This is a genomic window from Pontibacter ramchanderi (genome assembly GCF_002846395.1).
Taxonomy (GTDB): domain Bacteria; phylum Bacteroidota; class Bacteroidia; order Cytophagales; family Hymenobacteraceae; genus Pontibacter; species Pontibacter ramchanderi.
On the sequence record NZ_PJMU01000001.1, the window covers coordinates 215,986 to 237,129 of the forward strand.

Annotated in this window: 18 protein-coding genes; 10 read left to right on the plus strand and 8 right to left on the minus strand. The window is 53.2% G+C overall.

The window, feature by feature from the left end:
* Positions 1-95: 95 nt before the first annotated feature.
* The gene (locus tag BD749_RS00900) at positions 96-842 is read right to left on the minus strand and encodes a carboxypeptidase regulatory-like domain-containing protein (RefSeq protein ID WP_101442502.1); all 747 of its coding nucleotides are present in this window, start codon (positions 840-842) and stop codon (positions 96-98) included.
* Entirely contained in the window at positions 829-1,401 is a 573-nt protein-coding gene (locus tag BD749_RS00905) for an RNA polymerase sigma factor (RefSeq protein WP_101442503.1), read from the minus strand. Before BD749_RS00905 ends, BD749_RS00900 begins: the two co-directional genes overlap by 14 nt.
* Before the next feature lie 328 nt (positions 1,402-1,729).
* Here BD749_RS00905 and BD749_RS00910 point away from each other — a divergent pair, with 328 nt between their 5' ends.
* The gene (locus tag BD749_RS00910; protein ID WP_101442504.1) at positions 1,730-2,341 is read left to right on the plus strand and encodes a hypothetical protein; all 612 of its coding nucleotides are present in this window, start codon (positions 1,730-1,732) and stop codon (positions 2,339-2,341) included.
* Between the two features lie 77 nt (positions 2,342-2,418).
* On the opposite strand, the gene BD749_RS00915 is transcribed toward BD749_RS00910, so the two are convergent.
* Complete coding sequence (locus BD749_RS00915) at positions 2,419-2,910, minus strand: ExbD/TolR family protein (RefSeq protein ID WP_101442505.1); 492 nt, start codon at positions 2,908-2,910, stop codon at positions 2,419-2,421.
* 173 nt (positions 2,911-3,083) lie between these two features.
* On the opposite strand from BD749_RS00915, the gene BD749_RS00920 reads away from it, so the two are divergent.
* The 3 genes from BD749_RS00920 to arsB all read left to right on the plus strand — a co-directional run bounded on the left by BD749_RS00920 (position 3,084) and on the right by arsB (position 6,219).
* On the plus strand, positions 3,084-4,106 hold the full coding sequence (locus BD749_RS00920) for an alcohol dehydrogenase catalytic domain-containing protein (RefSeq protein WP_101442506.1): 1,023 nt from the start codon (positions 3,084-3,086) through the stop codon (positions 4,104-4,106).
* Positions 4,107-4,211: 105 nt separating this feature from the next.
* Positions 4,212-4,907, plus strand: coding sequence for a hypothetical protein (locus tag BD749_RS00925; RefSeq protein ID WP_101442507.1), 696 nt, complete (start codon positions 4,212-4,214; stop codon positions 4,905-4,907).
* Between the two features lie 268 nt (positions 4,908-5,175).
* Positions 5,176-6,219: an ACR3 family arsenite efflux transporter gene (arsB, locus tag BD749_RS00930; protein ID WP_101442508.1), complete on the plus strand. Its 1,044-nt coding sequence runs from the start codon at positions 5,176-5,178 to the stop codon at positions 6,217-6,219.
* Between the two features lie 29 nt (positions 6,220-6,248).
* Here arsB and BD749_RS00935 read toward each other — a convergent pair whose 3' ends face one another.
* Positions 6,249-7,907: a mechanosensitive ion channel family protein gene (locus BD749_RS00935; RefSeq protein ID WP_101442509.1), complete on the minus strand. Its 1,659-nt coding sequence runs from the start codon at positions 7,905-7,907 to the stop codon at positions 6,249-6,251.
* A gap of 282 nt (positions 7,908-8,189) precedes the next feature.
* On the opposite strand from BD749_RS00935, the gene BD749_RS00940 reads away from it, so the two are divergent.
* Positions 8,190-9,314, plus strand: a complete 1,125-nt coding sequence (locus BD749_RS00940) for a hypothetical protein (protein ID WP_101442510.1) — start codon at positions 8,190-8,192, stop codon at positions 9,312-9,314.
* Between the two features lie 142 nt (positions 9,315-9,456).
* On the opposite strand, the gene BD749_RS00945 is transcribed toward BD749_RS00940, so the two are convergent.
* From BD749_RS00945 to BD749_RS00955, 3 genes are all read right to left on the minus strand, one after another.
* On the minus strand, positions 9,457-10,851 hold the full coding sequence (locus BD749_RS00945; protein WP_101442511.1) for an MATE family efflux transporter: 1,395 nt from the start codon (positions 10,849-10,851) through the stop codon (positions 9,457-9,459).
* A 35-nt stretch (positions 10,852-10,886) separates the two neighbouring features.
* The gene (locus BD749_RS00950; RefSeq protein ID WP_101442512.1) at positions 10,887-11,696 is read right to left on the minus strand and encodes a hypothetical protein; all 810 of its coding nucleotides are present in this window, start codon (positions 11,694-11,696) and stop codon (positions 10,887-10,889) included.
* Positions 11,697-11,834: 138 nt separating this feature from the next.
* Positions 11,835-12,140 carry a hypothetical protein gene (locus BD749_RS00955; protein WP_101442513.1) on the minus strand — a complete coding sequence of 102 codons (306 nt, stop codon included), beginning with the start codon at positions 12,138-12,140 and terminating at the stop codon, positions 11,835-11,837.
* Positions 12,141-12,301: 161 nt separating this feature from the next.
* Between BD749_RS00955 and BD749_RS00960 the strand changes: the two genes are divergently transcribed.
* From BD749_RS00960 to BD749_RS00980, 5 genes are all read left to right on the plus strand, one after another.
* Positions 12,302-13,132 carry an SDR family NAD(P)-dependent oxidoreductase gene (locus BD749_RS00960; protein WP_101442514.1) on the plus strand — a complete coding sequence of 277 codons (831 nt, stop codon included), beginning with the start codon at positions 12,302-12,304 and terminating at the stop codon, positions 13,130-13,132.
* A 50-nt stretch (positions 13,133-13,182) separates the two neighbouring features.
* Positions 13,183-13,851: an NAD(P)H-binding protein gene (locus tag BD749_RS00965; protein WP_101442515.1), complete on the plus strand. Its 669-nt coding sequence runs from the start codon at positions 13,183-13,185 to the stop codon at positions 13,849-13,851.
* 169 nt (positions 13,852-14,020) lie between these two features.
* Positions 14,021-17,212: a SusC/RagA family TonB-linked outer membrane protein gene (locus BD749_RS00970; RefSeq protein WP_101443568.1), complete on the plus strand. Its 3,192-nt coding sequence runs from the start codon at positions 14,021-14,023 to the stop codon at positions 17,210-17,212.
* Between the two features lie 33 nt (positions 17,213-17,245).
* The gene (locus BD749_RS00975; protein WP_101442516.1) at positions 17,246-18,688 is read left to right on the plus strand and encodes a SusD/RagB family nutrient-binding outer membrane lipoprotein; all 1,443 of its coding nucleotides are present in this window, start codon (positions 17,246-17,248) and stop codon (positions 18,686-18,688) included.
* A 92-nt stretch (positions 18,689-18,780) separates the two neighbouring features.
* Entirely contained in the window at positions 18,781-20,304 is a 1,524-nt protein-coding gene (locus BD749_RS00980) for a calcineurin-like phosphoesterase C-terminal domain-containing protein (protein ID WP_101442517.1), read from the plus strand.
* Positions 20,305-20,448: 144 nt separating this feature from the next.
* Here BD749_RS00980 and BD749_RS00985 read toward each other — a convergent pair whose 3' ends face one another.
* Positions 20,449-21,099: an SIMPL domain-containing protein gene (locus BD749_RS00985; RefSeq protein WP_101442518.1), complete on the minus strand. Its 651-nt coding sequence runs from the start codon at positions 21,097-21,099 to the stop codon at positions 20,449-20,451.
* Positions 21,100-21,144 lie beyond the last annotated feature (45 nt).

The following is a 21,144-nucleotide window of genomic DNA, read 5'->3' on the forward strand; positions in this document are numbered from 1 at the left end:
AGGCACCAGGCGGCTTCCTGGTAGAATTTACAGTAGATTAGCCTTGCTTCACCAGTCGGTTTTGCTACGTATTTATACGTATGATTTAAGTGCTGTTATTTTCTCTTTTCCATGCGTAGCTGCACCTTTTTGTCCGGGCTCCTGACTTCAAAGGTTTGCGAGGTATAGTCCGGACTACTGACAAGCAGGGTATAGCTGCCATCTGCTACTGAAAGTCTGAAAAAGCCCCGCCCATCGGTTTCGGTTTGCCAGGGGCTCCCGTGTACCTGTATGGTCGCCTGTGCTATACCTTGTCCCTGGCCGTCGAGCACCTGCCCCTGCAAGCTGAAATCAGCCTGTGGCGGTAGCGCAGCGCTTGCAGGTTGTTGGCTCTGCACAGGCGGGGCCGGAATTTCAAGCACCAAAGCCGCATCGATGGTTCGGGCCAGCAGTTCCTCCGGGCTGGGAGGGAGCACTTCGGTGGCCTGCACCGCCGCTTTTTCGTGCGCAGCCGTGCGGGTATAGTGGTAAAACAGGATCAGCCCCAGCGAACTGAACATCATCAGCAGACCCGCAATCACACGCCAGTCAGCCAGACCATGGTGTATTCGGGTGCGCTGCTTGCGGCGCAGCCGGGCACGGATGCGTTGCCAGATGCGGTAACGGGCCTGGCGGGTACGCCCTCTGTCAGCAAGCGACATACCGGTCAGGATATCTTCGCACATCTCACAGTCGAGCAGGTGCTTTTCGAGTTCGTAGTTGGTAGCCGGTGGCAGCGAGCCTTCCTCGTATTGCCGCAGCAGTTCTGTGGAGGGGTGTTCCTCCAGTCCCCATTCGCTTATTTGTACTTTATCGTTGCGCATGGTTTTTTTCAATGTAAATTTTAAGGTTCCGGCGCCCGTTCTGTATGTAGCTCTTTACCTGTTTGAGGTCGCAGCCGGTTAATTCCTCTATCTCACGGTAGCTCTTCTGTTGCAGGTAAAACAACTCGATGCAGGTGCGCTGCTCGGCTGGCAGGTGCACCAGCCCCTTCTCCAGTGCCTCCCAGTCCATTTCTGTTTGTGTTGCTTCACTCTCCGGTAGGGTATGCTGCTCGCCGGGCAGAGCCTGGTTCACTTTTTCTTTCATGCGATGGGTGCGCAGCAGTTGCAGGCAGTGGTTTTTGGTGAGCGAGTGCAGCCACGATTTGAAGTTGCTTACCTCATGCCGCTTCAGGGCAACGATCAGCTGTTCGAATACCTGCATGGTCGCATCTTTACTGTCTTCCTCCTCTCCAAGGTAGCGCAGGCAGATCAGGTATACCATCTCGGTGTGCCGCTCAAAGAGTTTCCCGATCACGTCAAGGTCACCGGTCCGGCGGTACTGCCGCACCAGTTCCAGGTCGTCAACGGAACGGGATTTCGAGAAGAACTTCAAAAACATGAACGGTATAGGATTAAAGTATATTCAATAAAAGAAATATTGTTGAATGCACCATGATTATTTTATAGAAAGTTTAATTGAAGCCGATACGGATTCTTTATTTAAATAAATTGATGAAAATTTGATACTATTTTTATTTTTAAGTCGTACCTATTAGGAGCCTGTTAGCGCTTTCTACCTAAAAACCTGTGGCGTTTCACCTCTCAGGCCACTGCCGCATCACCCCATGCTTCTACTGAACTACTAGCCTATGACAGGTATAAGCCTGCCTTTGTGCTGTGGGGCCTTTCTGGTTTTCGTCTTTTTTAAAATTCTATTTTACAATCCTATGCTCACACCATCTAAACACTATTTCAAATCACTTGTGACTTTTCTGTTTTTCGTGACTGCTTTTCTATTTCTGGGTTGCGAATCCGAATCTAACGAGACTCCGGAGCCGCTCTCTGCGGAGCTCGAAGCCAATGCCGGGCCGGGTCGTCCTAATTCTGCCCTCCACAACAAGACCCTTGCTGACATACGCAGCGCCACGGCCCGCTACCACCGCATTGAAGAAGCCACGGCAGCCGGTTATGTGCCTTTCAGCCCCTGTGTCAGTCATCCGGTGTTGGGCGGCATGGGCTACCACTATGTCAACCCTCTTCTGATAGACGGTAATCTCGACCCTCGCCATCCGGAGGCCCTGTTATATGAACCGCAGAAAAACGGCCGTATGCAACTGGTTGGGGTGGAGTTTATTGTCCGGGCTGATCAGTGGAGCCAGAACACACCACCAATGCTGGGCGGTCAGGAGCTTGATGCGTATATCAATTCTCCTGCAAACCCACTGCCTTTTGATAATTACCAGCTCCATGCCTGGGTATGGAAGCACAACCCGTCCGGTATGCATTTCCCCTTCAACCCAACCGTCAGCTGTGAATTTGCAGCGGAACCAGCTGAGTAATTTCTTTGCCTTTTTGGCTCTACCTGTTTGGCCGGCTCATTTAAACCCTGCTGCCTTTATAGCAGCAGGGTTTTGCTTTACCGGGAGGACAGCAAGGCCTTGTCTTCCTCGCGCAGGTCGACCAGTGCATACTTGCGGGTGCCGGTGATCTTGAGTTCGTCGAGCACATCGACCAGGTTCTTATAGCGGGAGCCGGCTGTGGCCTTCACCAGCACTACCATATCGGGGTTGTCTTTCACCTGCTCGCTCAGCAGTACCTGCCGCATGCCATTGGCCGAAAGGTCGGTCTGTTTCAGTTCGGGTTCATCGCCGGGGTACCCGAAGAAGTAGTATACCTTGTTTTCTTTATCCAGCACAATGTTTAGGGCGTTCTTGCCGGGTATAGGGGTATCAGGTCCATTTGCAGTTGGCATGTTGATCTCCATGGTCTGCAGCCTGGCAAAGGTGGTGGTGAGGATGAAAAAGGTCAGCAGGAGTGAGGCCAGGTCTACCATCGGTGTCATGTCCAGGTGAAAGCCTTTGCCACGTGTCCGGTTACCAGTTCGCTGTTTTTGAGGTATAAGTGCCATGATGCTCTCCTTTCTGTTTTAGGGTGGGTGATGTGAACAGACCTTCTGTCGCATTTATTCAATAGATGCACCGATCACATGAATTCCACAGCCAGTTTCCAGTTTTTTGAAAGAAAAGCCGGGGGCGCCGGTATTTCCGTAAGAAGAGCTTTGGTTCACAACTCTGTTATCTTATGATCGAACGTCAGGTATACCGCATGCCAAAAGCGGGATCTATACGCCAACTTGAGCTCCGCAATGAAACATTGGAGGCATCCAGACCCGATGAGGTATGCGTGCAGGTGCGTGCCATCGGGCTCAACTTCGCTGATATTTTTGCCATGCAGGGGCTCTACAGTGCCACACCGGCCAGTTCCTTTATACCTGGTCTGGAGTTTTCGGGCGAGGTTGTGGCAGTGGGAGCGGAGGCAGGCAATTGGCGTGTCGGTGACCGCGTGATGGGTGCTACCCGGTTCGGCGGGTATGTTAGCCACATCAACAGCCACCACCGTTATGTGTTGCCCCTGCCAGCGGGTTGGAGTTTTGAGGAAGGTGCGGGTTTTCTGGTGCAGGGGCTAACGGCCTATTATGCCCTCACCGAACTCGGGAACCTACGACCGGGCATGAACGTGCTGATCCATAGTGCGGCAGGTGGGGTAGGTATATTGGCCAATCGCATCTGTCAGAAAATGGGCTCCTTTACCATTGGCACCGTGGGGCAGGCAGGTAAAGTAGCTTTCCTGCGGCAGCACGAACAGTACGATGAAGTTATTTTGCGGGACCGGGATTTCTACGACAAACTGATGCGCAGTTTAGACGGACGCCCGCTCCAATTGATCATGGAGTGTATAGGAGGGCGCATTCTGGAGCAGGGCTGGAAGGCGCTGGCTCCCATGGGCCGCATGGTGGTGTATGGCAACGCCTCCTTCAGCAGTCACGGTAGCAAACCAAATTACCCGCGCCTGTTCTGGCAGTACCTGCAACGCCCCAAGATCGACCCGCTCAGGCTGCCCACCGAAAATAAGTCGCTGATGGGCTTTAACCTGATCTACCTGTACGATCAAACCGACCTGATGCACAGCTTGCTGCAGGGCCTGCAGGACCTGCAACTCGCTCCCCAGTATATAGGGCATGTGTATGCTTTCACCGAAATGCAGGAGGCTATTCGGTTGTTCCAACAGGGCCATACGGTGGGCAAAGTGGTCGTAACGGTGTAATCAGCAAAAATACCCAGATATGGGTATTGAATGCCTGGTAGCCAGTGTGTTATATTTGAAAAACCTGTCCGAAGGTTGAGGCCTCCATTTTATTGCACCTGTTGTATGAACCTTCCCGACGCCATCAAACTGACTCTCCGCTTCCGGCAAGTGCCGATGACCACACACCAGATAGCGTATTTCATCTGTTTTAACCGCTTAGTGAAGGCTTCTTCCGGTTTCGAAGCCATACTGCACGATGTGGAGGAAGCGGTATACCAACATCCAGGCACCTTCAACGTGGCCCATGACCTGGTGCACATCAGTAACTGGCAGGAGAAAGAACAAGAGATCGTGACATCGGTCTTCCGGACGGTGGAGCAGGCAGTTACGCTTTTCCGTGACTTTGATCCGGGAAGGGAGTGCAACAACATCGTGCTGGCGCTGCTTCTTTACAAACGACTTTCCGACATTAAGCGAAGCCAGCAGCTGGGTGCGCCCATCGTCCCTATACTTTGGAAATTCGATCGTGTGGCTGACGATACCATGCTGCCGGAGCTCTCTACACGGGTATACGAGGTGATGGATTACATTGAGCGCACGGACGAAAGGCTGGCCAATGCCTTCCTGTTTGGAAAAGAAGAACTCAACCGTATGAATGCTGTGGGTCAGTTACTGAAACTGCAGGAGGTGATGCGCCTGCTGGCCACACTGCAGCTTGACGAAGAGCACGTCCCCACACCTGTTTTCCAGTCCATCTTCAGCCAGCTCTTCTGGAATAATATCAGGTATACCTCCAAAGAATTGTCAGCAACGGAGTAGGCTGACCTTCCATATTTCATCGTTTATTAGCGGGTAACTGGAGCAGTAAGATTAATCTTTGGTTATCGATCCTTGCGGGCACAAATCACTTTGTCAGTTTACAAAGACAGGCGCGCTGGTAGATAAGGCAACAGCCAAAGTCCTTTTTTTAAACTTGTCCTAATAGTATTTTCAAGCTGTAAGCAGCGTGTGCGGAGAATTAATTTTGTTAATGATTATTATAATCGTAAAATTGCGATTGATATCATTGAACCCAATTGTCAATAGCATGGCGAAAGCAGTAGACCAACCACAAAAGAAGATAGCCTTTTTTGAAAAATACCTTAGCATCTGGGTGATCCTTTGTATTTTGGGAGGTACGCTGATCGGCTATTTGGCCGGCGGGAAAATGGAAGTACTGAGTCGGCTGGAGGTATACCAGGTTAATATTCCAATTGCCATCCTGATTTGGTTGATGATCTACCCAATGATGTTGCAGATCGACTTTACCAGCCTCAGGCGGATTGGCCGTAAGCCTACCGGCATAGTGCTTACCGTGGTCGTTAACTGGCTGATTAAGCCTTTCACCATGGCCTTTTTTGCGTGGCTTTTCTTTTCCAATCTATTCACAGCATTCATCTCGCCCGAACAGGCCGGTGAATTCATAGCAGGCGCCATCATTCTGGGAGCTGCTCCTTGCACGGCCATGGTATTTGTGTGGTCGTACCTGAGTGATGGAGATCCCAATTATACCCTCATGCAGGTGTCCGTTAACGATCTCATCATTCTGGTGGCCTTTGTGCCGATTGTGGGACTGCTGCTGGGTATCACGAACGTGACGGTTCCCTACGATACACTGTTCCTGAGTATCGTTATCTACGTGGTAATTCCCTTGGTGGCAGGTTTTGTAACGAGCCGTACCTTGATCAAATCAAAAGGCGAAGCTTGGTTTACGCAGGAGTTGCTGCCCCGGCTCAAGCCCATGAGCGTCATCGCCCTGTTGCTCACTCTGATCTTGCTTTTCGCTTTCCAGGGAGTCAACATTCTGAATAATCCGCTGATCATCCTCTTCATTGCTATTCCCCTGATCCTGCAGACGTATTTTGTTTTCTTCCTGACCTGGTACGGTGGCCGTAAACTGAAGCTGGGTCATGCGGTGTGTGCACCGGCCGCCATGATCGGGGCAAGCAACTTCTTCGAACTAGCCGTAGCTGTGGCTATCGCTTTGTTCGGCTTGGATAGTCCGGCTGCGCTGGTATGTGTAGTAGGAGTGCTCGTTGAGGTACCGATCATGCTCTCGCTGGTGGCCTTCGCCAACAAACACAAGTATTAGGTCAGGTATAGCTCGGGCCAGCACCGCTGCTATTTTTTCTCTTCTACACCTTCGCCGTCCTTGTGCAGGAGCAATTGCTGCACAGGTAGGGCAAAGCCATTTCCTTTTGTGTTAACGGCGTCCATCATGGTGAGCAGCAGTCCTTCCTTTATCTCCAACTGCTCATTAAAATCGTTGGTCAGGATGTATGAGAAAACCTCAACCTTCAGGGCGTCTGCCGTAATTTCGGTGAGACGCACGCGGGAGCTGGTTTTGTCTATTTTAGGATGGGCCGTGAGCGTTTCCCGGAGGCTGCGCAACACTGCCTGTATCTGCGGCGGAGTGGTGTCGTAGCGCAGCCGGAGTGTAGGGTTGAAGAGAAAGCGGTCGCGGTGGGCGAAGTTCTCGATCTTCTGCGACGAGAAATCCCCGTTCGGGATCGTGACAATGGTCCGCTCAGTGGTGCGCAACCGAGTGGAACGCATCCCTATTTGTTCCACCGTGCCGCTTGTGTCGCCAACCTTACAGAAATCACCAACCCGGATGGGCTGGTCGGCGATGAGCGTGACACTACCGACAAAGTTCTCTACCGTTTTCTGGGCTCCCAGCGCCAGGGCTATACCGCCTATACCGAGGGCAGCCAGTCCAGTGGTCACATCAAAGCCCAGGGTATCAAGTATAAAAATGGTGCCGAATACAACCAGGGCAATTTTGGCTCCGCGGCGTAGAAAAAGCACAATGGAAATTCCCGCCATGTTGCGGCGCTCCACCAGCCGGCGCTGGCTGAATTGTGTGAGCACATCCACAAGACGCCAGAGTAGCAGGAGCACCGCGATCAGGCCCACGATGATGGTTAGCTCACTGAAGCGCTGCCGTAGTACAAACGAAATGCCCAGGCGTTGGCTCAGGTATACCAACAGCAAAGCGGCCAGGTACAGGCGTATGGGCAGAGAGAAGGCCCTGATGAAACCCAGGGTAGGCTCGTCGCGGGTTTTGCGCCAAATGTAGCCAATGAGATAGATTAACCCTGAGGTTATACCCCAGGCAAGCAGGTATGAGGCGATGGCGATCAGCAGCATGCCCAGCCAGTGTCCGGCCGGGGCGCCTCCCAGGCGGTTGTCCTCCAGAAAGCCGGGCATGGTTTTCTCAATTACAGTTTCGGTGGGTGCCGCCTGCTGCCAGGGCACTTTGCTGATGGTTTCGGCTGCCACGAGCCAGATCGGTCCTCCTGCCGGTCCTTCTGTTTTCTCGAGCAGGATATCGATTTGCTGGTCATTCACTGTGGCGGTACCAACCCGCTCCAGGTTTGGGGGCAGGTCGTCTTCCAGGTCCCCGTCGGGGAGATTGCTGATCCAGGAGCGGGGTATGGTTTTGCTGCGCTGGTCGAGCATGCGTTGCAGGGCCTGTGCCACGGCCGCTCCATCCCGAATGGTGTCAGTGGCTGTCGCCAGGTTCAGGTAAAAAGCTGCTTTGGTATAGTCTTGATCAGCTACAGCCCGGATGAAACCCGTAACCGTGCCCTGAGGGGTTCGTCTGCCCAGCGAGTCTTCGGGCCAGGCTGGCGCGGGAGCAGCCACGGCTGTGTCCTGTTCGGTTACTTCCTGCGCACTGGTGGCAGCAGGCAGGGCGCAAAGCAAGAGGGCAGTAAACCAACTGACGATGATGTATCTGAAGCGATTGCTTGGAGTTGTGTGGCGTGCAATAAACATGAGTTATGGCGTCGTAGCGCTTATCGCTGTGTTTCCGGATAATAAAGTTTGAGTTACACACTGCCATAACGGCTAGGCTTGTTGCGGGTTTTGGGGAGCGAGCATGCCCCCTTTTATACCTATAGCACCGAAATACGAAAAAATAATATTTCAAGCCATATAATTTGGATTCAGTACAAGAACGACTAACTTTATTACTGCGGTTTCTGATCCAAAGCAGCTGCTAATTTCAATGCGAGTTTTCAATTCAACTAAACCCAACCTTTACTTATAATACCTGGTATGAACAAAACAAAGACTACGCTACTTTACCTAGGGCTTGCTTTCCTGACATTTTCCTGCGAGAAGGAAATAGATAACCTGGAAATGGCTTCCGGCAACACCCTACAGGCCACCGCTGCCGCCAATATGCGCAATTCGGAACTAGTGCCCCTTAACCCGATTGGCCACCTGGTGCCGATACACGAAAACCTGCGAAGCGTCCTGATGAACAATGTGGTTGAGCCCTCTACTTGTGGCCCAACGGCATTCGCAGATGTGCAGAACCGTTATTTTGCTCCTTTGGGCCGAGATTTGGTTGCCTTGTTCGCTGCTCAGGCGCAGTCCATTTATAGTACCTATCTGGCACTGAACCAAATTTCCGCTGTATACGATGAATCACCGCAGTATTTTGGTGCTAATGGCGAGTACACTGATCTGATGAACAAACGCCAGCGCGAGCTCGAGAAGTTCTGGCATATGCCTAACCAAATTCGTGTGAATGGGCAGCACACGGCCACGCTGAACGACAGAGAGAAAGTAGCAGAAGTATATGTTCTTGCCAATGGCATCACAAAAGAGCAAGCCTATCCAATTGCTGATCAGATCCTCTATTTCAACACCTTCTCTGACCAGTTGCCGGAATCTCCCTTCTTCGCGGCAGATGGATTTGCCACTACTTTCCGTAACCTGATTGTGATCGGCGATGGCGTTGTGGACATGTTGTCGGAGACAGGTATAGCGAAAGACATTGTATGGACAGGTATACTGGCGCATGAATGGGCGCACCAGATTCAGTTCCAGAACGCAGGCGCCTGGTATCCGAATGGTAGCTTTGCCAGCATACCCGAGGCCACCCGTTACAAAGAGCTCGAAGCGGATTTCCTGGCCGCCTATTACATGACGCACAAGCGCGGCGCTACATATAACAGCAAACGTGTGGCCCAGTTCTACGAATTGTTCTTCGAAATCGGTGACTGCGGATTTGCCAGCGATGGGCACCACGGTACACCACAGCAACGTATGGACGCTGCTGAGTTGGGCTTCCGACTTGCTGCAGAGGCCCAGAAACAAGGCCATATCCTGAGCGTGGAGCAGGCGCATGCCTATTTCGTGGCAAATATCAACGGTTTGTTAGCGCAGAACTAGGCAGCAAAGGTATAGCATGCAGAAGGCAGGTATAGTCGGTCAGGCTATACCTGCCTTTTTGTTTTAGGGCGACAAGTTGAAGAGTAAACTCAAGGGGATTAATTTATAAGATGTTTGCCTTTAGCTGTACCTGCCCCACACGCTATACCTTCACGGCCTTCCAGGTGCCGCGCCTGAACAGCCACCAGCTAACCAAAGCGTGGAAGGAATGGCAAAGGGCAATGGCCACAAAGATACCGGTGGTGCCGAACCCAAACGTACGGGCCAGCAGGTAGGCCAGCGGTATTTCGATTAGCCAGAGCACCACCATGTTGATGAGGGAAGGGGTGCGGGTATCCCCAGCGCCATTGAACGCCTGCACCATCACCATGCCCAGGCCAAAAAAGACGTAGCCCAGCGTTATGATCTTCAGTGCTTCTGAGGCTACTGCGATCACGGCGGAGTCCTGTGCAAAAAATGCAGCCAGGTGCTCTCCAAATAAGAGGAACAAAAGTGTAACCGCTGCCATGAACAGCACGTTGTACCGCGCCGTTAGCCACACTGCTAATTCGGCCCGCTTCACTTTATGCGCCCCGAGGTTCTGGCCAACCAGCGTAGCTGCCGCCGACGACAATCCCCATGCCGGCAGCAGGGCAAACACGATCAGGCGAAAAGCGATGGTATAGCCGGCAAGGGCACTGCTGCCAAACTCGGCGATAATTCGGGTCAGGAAAATCCAGCTAGCGGAGTCGATCAGGTACTGCCCCATACCGCCTGAGGAAACTGCCAGGATCCGTCGGATCATAGCCAGGCTGATGATCAGGTTCTCTCGCCCGAGTTTAAGCAAATGCTTCCCATTCAGCAGGTGGTAGAGTTGGTACAATACACCCACGCTGCGCCCCACCGTGGTTGCCCAGGCAGCGCCTTCCAGTCCCCAGCCTTCAAAACTGCCGATGCCGAAGATCAGGAGTGGGTCCAGGACGATGTTGGCGCCGTTGGCGAGCCAGAGCGCCCGCATGGCCAGGTGGGGTTGGCCGGCTCCCCTGAAAATTCCGTTTATCAGGAATAGCAGGATGATGACCAGGTTGCCCGCAAAAATAATCTGGGCATAGCGCAGCCCTGTTTCGAGGAGCAAGGTATCGGCCCCCATCAGCGTGAGGACATCGGCGGCAAACCAGGTCGCCAGTATACCCATCAGCAGGGCCAGCACCGTTCCTGTTACCAGCAACTGGTATGTGACGTTGGCGGCCTCCCGGTAGTTTTTCTCGCCGAAGCGCCGGGCTACCAAGGCAGTGGCGGCAATGCTGACGCCCATACCTACCGAGTAGATCACCATCAGCACCGTTTCTGTGAGGCCAACCGTAGCAAGGGCAAGGGGGCCCAACCTCCCGACAAAAAAGATATCCACAACAGCAAAGAGCGATTCCATCAGCATCTCCAGGATCATGGGCACCGCCAGCAGCACGATGCTCGTCCGGATGCCCAGCGTCGTGTAGTCGTGCTCCTGGCCTTTGATGGCTGACCAAATGAGTTGCAGGAAACCTTTCAGGTTGTTCATAGAGAATGCGGGGCTGAAGCAGGTATGGCTTGATTTTAAGAGGTTATCCTGGTTCGTGTTGACTGCCTATACCCGAACAGCACCAGCAACACCAGCACCCCCACTGCAGCCAGACAGATCCAGGCCGTCGTACTGATCTGGGGGCTTGCCGGTAAGTTCAGTTCACGGTGCTTCAGGATGATGCCGTAGAGCGCCCAGATGCCGACAAGGCCCACAATCGGGTTTGCTCGGCTGTATACCACATACAGTACAATTAAGGTAGCGACCACGACCATTATGGTGGTCCAAAGCTCTTCGCTGATACCAAACCCATCCCAACCCAGCGCCACCAGCGCAGCACTGATATTGGCAACGGTGGCAATGATGATCCAGCCAAAGTACAGGCTCAGAGGCACCTGTGTAAACCAACGGGAGGCAGCCGAGCGGCCGGCGTCAAAAATGCCCAGTCGCAGGTGCATCAGCAGTAACGTCACCAGTTGAATCAGGATCAGCACGACCGAGAGCACCACCCACTCGCTCACCCAGGCTATGGTCCAGGCGCCGGTTGCCAGGTTGTTGAGCATAAACAAGTAACCAAGTCGCTGCAGGTCAACATTCGCTTCGTGAGTTTCCGGTTCTCGATAAGCTTTGATGATGTGATAAATACAAAAAGCGGAGAGGGCCAGGTAGATGATTCCCCAGATAGAGAACGTAATGCCCGCCGGTGTGAAAAGCGCCGGATACTTGGCGGAAACCTCCCCAATGGTCTGGCTATTGAATAGCTCCAGCTGCGTGAGCTGCGAGGGCACCAGGTGCAGCAGGAAAAATACGGTATTCAGGATGGCGAGTGTTTTGTTGTTTTTCATGAACTACGCTGGCTTGTTTTGGAAATGTTCTCTTTACGCAAAAGACTGAAACGTAACCAGCAAGCGTCAACAATGTTTTGTCTATGCGCCACCCGGTACAGAGCGCAGCTTCATTTAGGCAAACGTACTTGCTATACCTTACAGAATGGAACTGATGATCAGTTGGTCGCCACCTGCCTTGCCGATCTTATTCAGTTTGATCTCTTCGGTAGTCGGCGCTGGTTGCTCGTGCAGGGCTTTAAAGTAGGCTTCGAGTTCTTCTTGTGTTTCGAATAGCGCCTGCACTTCTTCGTGTCGCTGGCTCAGCGTTTTCACGGCATCGCTGGTCAGACTGTAGAGCTTCCAGGCACGGAAGCGCCCGCTGTAGCATTCATAACCGCCGATGCATACATACGCATAATAGTCGCGGTTCCAGTCGAAGTCTTTGATAGATACTTGTGCCATTGTCGAGGCGATTTAGGTTTTGAAGATAGAAAGATTCAGTTTGCTCAAGGTATAGAAAATTCTGCAGGAATCCTTTTGATGCCGTAACCTGATGTAGCCAAAAGCCCTCGTTATTCGTTATGCCTAGCTTAAGCTATATCTGCAGTAACCGGACAGCATCTATGGAAAAAGATCTCAGCGCTAAAACCATCGTCATCACGGGCGGCAGCTCCGGTATAGGTGCGGCGGCGGCCCGGCACCTGCGCCGGCAAGGGGCGCAGGTCGTCATTACCGGGCGCTCCGACCAGACACGAAAACTGGCAGAAGCCATAGGCTGCGACTATTTCCTGGTTGATTTTACCCGCTTTACCGAGGTGCGTTCTTTTGCCCGCAGCTTGCTCGGAAAATACCCGCGCATCGATTTGCTGGTCAACAACGTGGGCGGCATCATAGCCGACAGGCGCCTGACCGAAGACGGACACGAAACCACGCTGCAGGTCAACCACCTGTCGGGTTTCCTGCTCACGCTTTTGCTGCAGGAGCGACTCGAAGCCTCCAAAGCCATCGTGATCAATACCTCCAGCGTGGCCAACACCATGGGCCGTATCGACTTCGAAGACCTCGAAAACAAGAAGCATTACAAAAGCATGGCAGCCTATGGGGCGGCCAAGCTGATGAACATTTTGCATGCCATGGAAATTAGCAGGCGGTTCAAAGGGGTGTGGGCAGCTTCGTTCCACCCGGGTGTGGTAGAGACGGGTTTTGCACGGGAGGGGAGTGGTTTGATCCGGTGGTTCTACGAAGGGGTGCTGGGGCGTTATTTCATGATCTCCCCTGAAAAAGGAGCCGACACTTTGCTTTGGCTCATCAACACGCAACCGGGCAAAGACTGGCAGGATGGGGAATACTATTACAAGCGCAGGCCCGGCCGTCGGAACCCCCAAGTGAGCCCTGAAGTGGCAGCCAGGCTTTGGGAAGCATCGGAGAGACTGATTGGGTCGGGAAAACAATAGTCCGGGCTTCAGGTATAGAAAAGGAAACACAAAATAAAACAACACCACACATGAAAACAGCACTTGTAATTGGCGCCACCGGCCTGGTGGGCAGACAACTAGTACAGCAGCTACTGACAGATAATCGCTTCAACAAAGTAATTGTGTTTGGCAGGCGCTCGTTCGGTATAGCCAACCCCAAACTGGAAGAGCACCTGATCGATTTTGACAAGCCGGAGGACTGGCAACACCTGGTGCAGGGCGATGTGTTTTTCTCCACGCTGGGCACTACCCTGAAGCAGGCAGGTGGTCAGAATGAACAATACAAGGTTGATTACCACTACCAGTACAAATTTGCGGAGGCCGCTGCCCAAAACGGGGTGCCTGCCTATGTGCTCGTTTCTTCATCTGGCGCCAGCAAAGATTCCCTGATCTTCTACTCCCGCATGAAAGGTACCTTGGAGGAGGCCGTGAAAAAACTCGGTTTCCAGAGCATCACCATCATACAACCCGGCTTGCTGCACGGTGACCGAAAGGAGGTGCGCTTTGGTGAAGAAATGGCCTACAAGGTGATGCACTTTTTTGACAAAATAGGTATAGCCGGTAAGTATAAGCCTTATGAGGACACCGTGGTGGCCCGTGCCATGATCAATGCAGGTATAGCGGCGCAGCCCGGTGTGCATACCTATACCTTGGGAGATATCTTTGAACTAGCAGAAAGGGAGCACCTGAGGCGCTGAGGGGTACCTGGTGCTGCAGAACTGACAAATTTAACTGAACCTACGTTACCAGAACTTCAAATTTTGAAGCCACAACCAGCTATTCCTTAACCTTTATATAGCCTTGCCTTAATATTGGGGTAACCTGTTCAAAATAGCTTTGCGATCAACTAAACAAACAATGATCACTATGCAAGAAAGAACATTTACCCTTTTTAAACGGCTACTGCCGGCCTTGCTGCTTCTGCTGCTTTGCTGTCAGCTGGCTGTGGCGCAGTCCCTGTCGGTGCAGGGCAAGGTAACCGATGAGCAGGGGCAAGGCCTGCCGGGTGCCAGTGTGGCCGTGAAGGGAACTACCAACGGCACCATCACCGATGGCAATGGCAATTACAAACTGACAGTTCGAGGCCAGGAAGATGTGCTGGTTGTTTCCTTTATCGGGTATACCTTGCAGGAGCTTCCTATCGGCAACCGTGATTTCATCAACATACAGCTGCAACCCGACCAAAGGCAGTTGAGCGAGGTGGTGGTCACAGCCTTAGGTATAGAGCGGGAACAGAAGGCGCTGGGTTATGCGGTGTCTACGGTAAGCGCGGAAGAGATCACCAATGCCCGCTCCAACAATTTCGCCAGCGCCTTGTCAGGTAAAGTGGCCGGTCTGAACATGGTATCGCCGGGATCGGGCCCTGTCAACTCGGTGCGCATCACGCTGCGTGGCGACAACTCCCTCGACCCCAACAAGAACAACGCCCTGATCGTGCTGGACGGCGTGCCGATGAACAGCGGCATGACGAGCTCCGGTGTGGGCAACGCCTACGGCGCGGGTTCCGGCAACGACGTGCCGATCGACTTCGGTAACGGCATCGCCGACATCAACCCCGACGATATTGAAAGCATTACGGTACTGAAAGGCCCTGGTGCGGCAGCGCTATATGGTTCGCGTGCCGCAAACGGTGCCATGATCATCACGACTAAATCAGGAGCCCGCGGAAAGAAGGGACTGGGCGTGACAGTGAACAGTAACCTGAGCTTCAACGATGTGCTCAGGTGGCCGGATTACCAGTATGAGTATGGCCAGGGCACAGGCCGCGCCTTCAACAAAGAGGGACAGCTTTATTACTCCTACGGCGCTTCTGCAGACGGTGCCCACACTGGAGGTACCAGCAGTGCCTTTGGCCCCAGATTCGACGGCCAATATTACTACCAGTATGATCCGACCCTGGAGGGGCAGTCGGCAGAGCCGCAACTGTGGCGCCCTTACAAAGATAATATAAAAGGCTTCTGGCAAACCGGCTCTACTTTGACCAACAGCGTGTCGCTGGAGGGCGGCAACGACAAAGGTTCCGCGCGCGCCTCCATCACCCATTCCAAAAATGAGTGGATCATGCCCAACACCGGCTTTGAGCGCCTGACAGCAGCCGTGAGCCTGAACTACAAGATTGCCGAGCGCCTGCGGCTGACCTCAAAGGTGAACTATACCCAGAAGAGCAGCGACAACCTGCCAGCCACAGGGTATAATAACCAATCCATCGCCTATTTCATGATCTTCCAGAATCCGAACGTGGACCTGGCCTGGTACGCTCCCAAGTGGAAGCAAGGAAAGGAGCAGATCGATCAGGTACATCCATTCAGTTCCTTCATCGACAACCCTTACCTGATTGCCTATGAAATGACCAACGCCATGAGCAGCTACGGCACGGTGGGCAATATTGCGGCTACTTATGAGCTGTCGCCTAAGTTCGAGTTCATGCTGCGCTCCGGCGTGGACATGCGCAGCGAAGACCGCCAGCAGCGCCGCCCCTACAGCACGGCCAACTTCCAGCGCGGCTATTACAAGGAGCAGAACATTTTCAGCTACGAAATGAACACCGATGGCCTCTTCACTTTCAGAGACAAGCTGGGCGACCGGATCGATTTCCGCGCCTCAGTGGGAGGGAACGTGATGAACCGGAAGTACAACCACGTGAACGGCTACGTGGATGCGCTCAACATTCCGGGGGTATACAAGCTGACCAACGGCGTGAACAATCCCATGTTGGAGACCTTCAACAGCCACAAGCGCGTGCACAGCATTTACGCCTTCAGCTCCTTCTCGTATGACGACAAGATCTTTGTGGATGTGACGGGCCGCAACGACTGGTCAAGTACGCTGCCGGTGCAGAATAACTCCTTCTTCTATCCGTCGATCAACACCAGCTTTATCCTGAGCGATCTGTTGGTGTTGCCGCGCCAGGTGTCTTTTGCCAAGCTGAGACTGTCGGCAGCGCAGGTGGGCAACGATACCGACCCTTACAAAACAAGTAAATACTACGGCCGCAGCGAGTTTCCGGGCTCTGCCACAGTGCCTACTACCCTGCACAACGACAACTTCAAGCCGGAGATCACGACCAGCTATGAGGCAGGTACCGAGTTTATGCTCTTCAACGGCCGGATAGGTATGGACGTGGCCGTGTACCGCAACCTCACCCGCAACCAGATTCTGGAAGTACCTATGGACCCAACCACCGGGTATAGCAGAGCGGTGCTGAACGGCGGCAAGGTGCGTAACCAAGGTATAGAGCTCGCCCTGAATGCCACGCCTGTGGACCTGGGTAATCTGATATGGAAAACCACCGTGACCTGGTCCAGAAACCGCAACAAGGTGCTCGAACTGGCCGAAGGGCTGACGGATCAGCAGGTGATCGGAACTGGCGGTAACGCTTCCATCATCGCCAAGGATGGCGGCACGACCGGCGACATTTACGGCTTTGGCTTCCTGAGAGCGCCGGACGGACAGATCATATACACCAAAGACGGACTTCCAGCGCGACCTTCCGAGATCCAATACATCGGCAACGCCTACGCCGACTGGAAAGGCGGTTTCCTGAACGAGGTGACTTATAAGAATTTCCGCTTCAATGTGTTGCTTGATGGCCAGTACGGGGGCTTGGTGTACTCGCAGACGCACCACAAAATGAGCGAGCAGGGCAAACTGAAGCACACGCTCCGTGGCCGCGAGGATGGTTATATCATAGGAGAGGGTGTGGTGGCTAACGGCGATGGTACTTTCTCGCCGAACACCAAGCAGGTGAGCCTGCCCGACTACTACGCCGATTATTACCGCCGTGCCAATGTGGAGTCCAACTCCTTCGACGCTTCCTACCTGAAGCTTCGTGAAGTGCGCCTGGAGTATACCTTGCCGAAGCAGTTCCTAAGCCGCACTAAAGTGTTGCAGGGTGCCAGCGTTGCCCTCTACGGCCGCGACCTGGCCATGATCACCAAGTTCCCGATCTTCGATCCGGAAACAGCTGCCCTGAACGGGTCGACCATACTGCCGGGCGTGGAAATGGGGCAGCTGCCAACGCCGCGCACCTGGGGCATGAACCTGACCCTGAAGCTGTAGTCTTACCCATTATTACCAGAAGATCATCATAAAATGACAACGATAAAGAAAAAGTTTTTAGCACTAGCCCTGGCCCTGAGCTGCCTGAGCGTTTCCTGTACCGACGACTTTGAAGAGCTAAACATCGACCCGAACAGGGTGGAGCGCATCAATCCGGGTACCTTGCTTAATCCGATCGTGTATGAAATGGCGAGCTTTAACGCTTCCCGCAGCAATGGCTTTACCTTTGACCTGATGCAGGTGTCTTTGCCTTTTCCGAGCGCCTCGGGTGGGGTGCACCGCTACAACATCACAGAGAGCGCCGGCAACTCCACCTGGAACACCTATTACCGCTGGATCACCAACCTGAAAGAGATGCAGGCCGCTGCCGTTGCAGCCAATGACCCGAACTACCAGGCGGTTGCCCTGACCCTGAATGCCTGGGTATACTCGCTGCTGACCGATAGTTTTGGCGATGTGCCGATGGAAGAAGCGGCCCGCGGAGACGAGGGGATCTTCTACCCAAGCTTCAACACGCAGCAGCAGGTATACACGAAGATACTGGCGGACCTGGAAGCAGCGAATAACCTCTATGACGCAAATAAGCCGATGGTGTACGGCACCGATCTTCTGTATGGCAACAACATCGGTAACTGGCGCCGCTTCACCAACTCGCTGCGCCTGCGCCTCTTGCTGCGCGTGTCTAAGCGGGACGAGATGAACTCCTTCGCCAAAATGACCGAGATGCTGAACGATCCGGCCAAATACCCGGTGTTCACCAGGAATGAAGAGGCTGCGATCCTGAAGATAAGCGGTGTGACGCCGAACGTTTCGCCCTGGGGTCGTGCTATTGACTTCACCACATTCCGGGCTGCTTCTAAGTTTTTCATCGATAACCTGGTGGCCTTCAACGACCCGCGTCTGCCAAAATTCGCGACACAAGCCCGCTCCAAAGACGGCAGCGCGACTATTGGCTACAAAGGTATACCGAGCGGCTACGGCGGTAGCGATTCTCAGTTCGATTACCAGCCTTCCAACCTGAACATCGCCCTGGTAACTGCACCCATGACCACTGTGATCATGACCTATGCCGAGGTGGAGTTCATTAAAGCAGAACTGGCCCAGCGCGGTATAACGGGTAGCGATGCCAAAACACACTATGAAAACGGAGTGAAGGCTGCCATTACACAGTGGGGCGCTACCGTACCAGCCAATTACTTCGAGAACGAGGCCGCTGCTTACGATGGTACGCTGGAGCGCATTATGCTTCAGAAATACTACGCCTTGTTCTTTAACGACAACCAGCAGTGGTTTGAGTACCGACGCACCGGTCTGCCCGAATTGCCAAAAGGAACGGACATGCTCAACAACCAGATCATGCCGGTGCGCTTCCGCTACCCAACCACGTTGCAAACCAACAACCTCGAAAACTACCGCAAGGCAGTCGAGTCTATGGGGGGCGACGACATCAACACGAAGGTTTGGTGGGAAAAGTAAACATTATCCGGCTATGAAAACAGGGAGCCAGGACTGACCCGGGTGCTGGCTCCCTTTGTATTTACATCATTAACATCTAGGATTGACCTACTATGTCACAGAAAAGAAGAACCTTCCTGAAATCGCTGGGCCTGACCGGAATTGGCCTGACCCTGGCACCAAATTTCCTGCAAGCCCAGCCAGCTATACCTGCCAGGGGACAGAATTTATCGACGGTAACGCTGAGCGGCAAAGTGCACGCCAATGGCAAAGGTATACCGGGCGTTGCCGTAACCGATGGGTATAATGTGGTGCTCACCGACGCCAGCGGCCGGTACGAACTCCTGAGCAACGCCACCGCCGATTTTGTGTACATCGCTATACCTCGCGGTTACGAGTTCAACAACGAAAAAAGCATCACCCGCTTCTATCAGAAAATTGTGCCGCAAAGAGCCCGTTTCAAAGCCGATTTTGAGCTAAAGCGCCTGGCGCAGGACGACACAAAGCACAATTTCGTGGTCTGGGCCGATCCGCAGATCATCTCCAAAGAAGACGCCGAGCAGTTGAAAAGAGAGTCGGCGCAGGACCTGAAGCAACTCCTAAATAGCTATCCGCAAAACACACTTTTTCATGGCATTGGCTGCGGCGACCTGGTGTGGGACAAGTTCGAGCTGTTTGAAGACTATCAGGAAGCGCTGGCGATATCCGGTATACCTTTCTTTCAGGTGATTGGCAACCACGACATGAACCTGGATGCCCGCACCGACGAGGGCTCTACCGAGAAATTCAAGGAGCTGTTCGGCCCGACCTACTATTCGTTTAACAGGGGAGAGGTGCACTATGTGGTACTGGATGACGTGTTTTTTATTGGTACCGCCAAAAAATACATCGGCTACCTCACCGAGCGCCAACTGGCCTGGCTGGAACAGGACCTGGCTACCGTGAGACCAGGAACTACGGTGGTGGTGAGCCTGCACATACCTGCCTATACCCGCCAGCACGAGCGCAACAACGAGAAGGAACCCTCGATCGGTGGTGTGGTATCCAACCGTAAAGAGCTGTATCGTTTGTTGCAGCCATACAAGGCGCACATCATGTCAGGGCATACGCACTTCAACGAGAAGATTTTTGAAGGTGAAAACATCATCGAGCACGTGCACGGCACCGTATGTGGCGCCTGGTGGACCGGCCCGATCTGCTACGACGGCACGCCGAGCGGCTATGGCGTGTACGAGGTGAATGGCAGTGAGCTGCAGTGGTATTACAAGTCCACGGGCCTGCCAAAAGAGCATCAGCTGCGGGTTTACCCGGTAGGCACTATGGCTTCTAAGCCGGAGCATGTGGCCGTGAACGTCTGGAACTGGGACCCAAGTTGGAAAGTCGAGTGGCTGGAAGATGGCAAGCGCATGGGCGAGATGACACGTGAGACTGGCCTGGACCCGCTGTCCGTGGAGTTGCACGAAGGAGCTTCCAAGCCCAGCAAGCATAAGTGGGTGGAGCCACAGGCAACCGATCACCTGTTCTTCGCAAAGCCATCGGCTGGAGTTCGAACTTTTGCCGTGCAGGTAACGGATCGTTTCGGTCAGGTATACCGGGATGAACTACAACTGGAGAAACTGGAAAGCGCTGTTCGGTAAGTACGGTTGCAAGGCAGGTATCGCCCTAAGGGTCTACCAGGTATAAAGAGCGGGTGCCGGTACACATTTTCGGTACTGGCATCCGCTGTTTTTTTGGTTGAGTAGTCGCGTTTCCAGGACTTCGGTAGGGCTGGCAGCAACTCTCTATCCAATGCGCCAGGTGATGGTCACAGACTCTGATACGTCAATGTCGTCGGGTTCGAAATCAGGGGTAGGAGCGGAGGCTTCCATCAATACCTGGCTGTCATACACAGCATAATCATGTTGTTGGGAGCGGATGGTCAGTTCGCGGTAGGTATAGTCGATATCGAGTATTTCGCGCAATTCTACGCCGGTGGCCTCCGCAATCAAACTGGCATTTTCCTTCGCTTTTGCGATGGCTTGCAGCAAGAGCTGCTGCTGATGTTCACTGGCATCCTTAACTCCAAAAGCAATGTTAAAATCGAGGTCGTCAAACTGCCTGGCAATCTGGTGGAGCAGTTTGTTGATGAGCGTTTTGTCGAGTGGCAGCTCCAACTCCAGACGGTGGGTGGCGCTATAGCCAATAAATTCTGATTTTTCGGTCTTGCGGTTCCATTGTGTTTCTTTGCGCACTGCAAAGTCTTTGGTCTTAAGGTTGCTGCGTGTTATACCTTGCGTTTCCACCATGGTGCGTAGTTCCTCCACCTTGGCGTTAAGACCATCGACCGCTAAGCCGTATTCTTTGTCCTGAGCCATTGCATTGAAAGACAGGAGCATGATGTCGGGTGTGACGGCGAGTTTGCCGCGTCCCGTAATCTGTAGTTTGCGCTTCATGTTTTAGGTATAAGCTTCGTATTTCTGATCTTAATATATAGAATT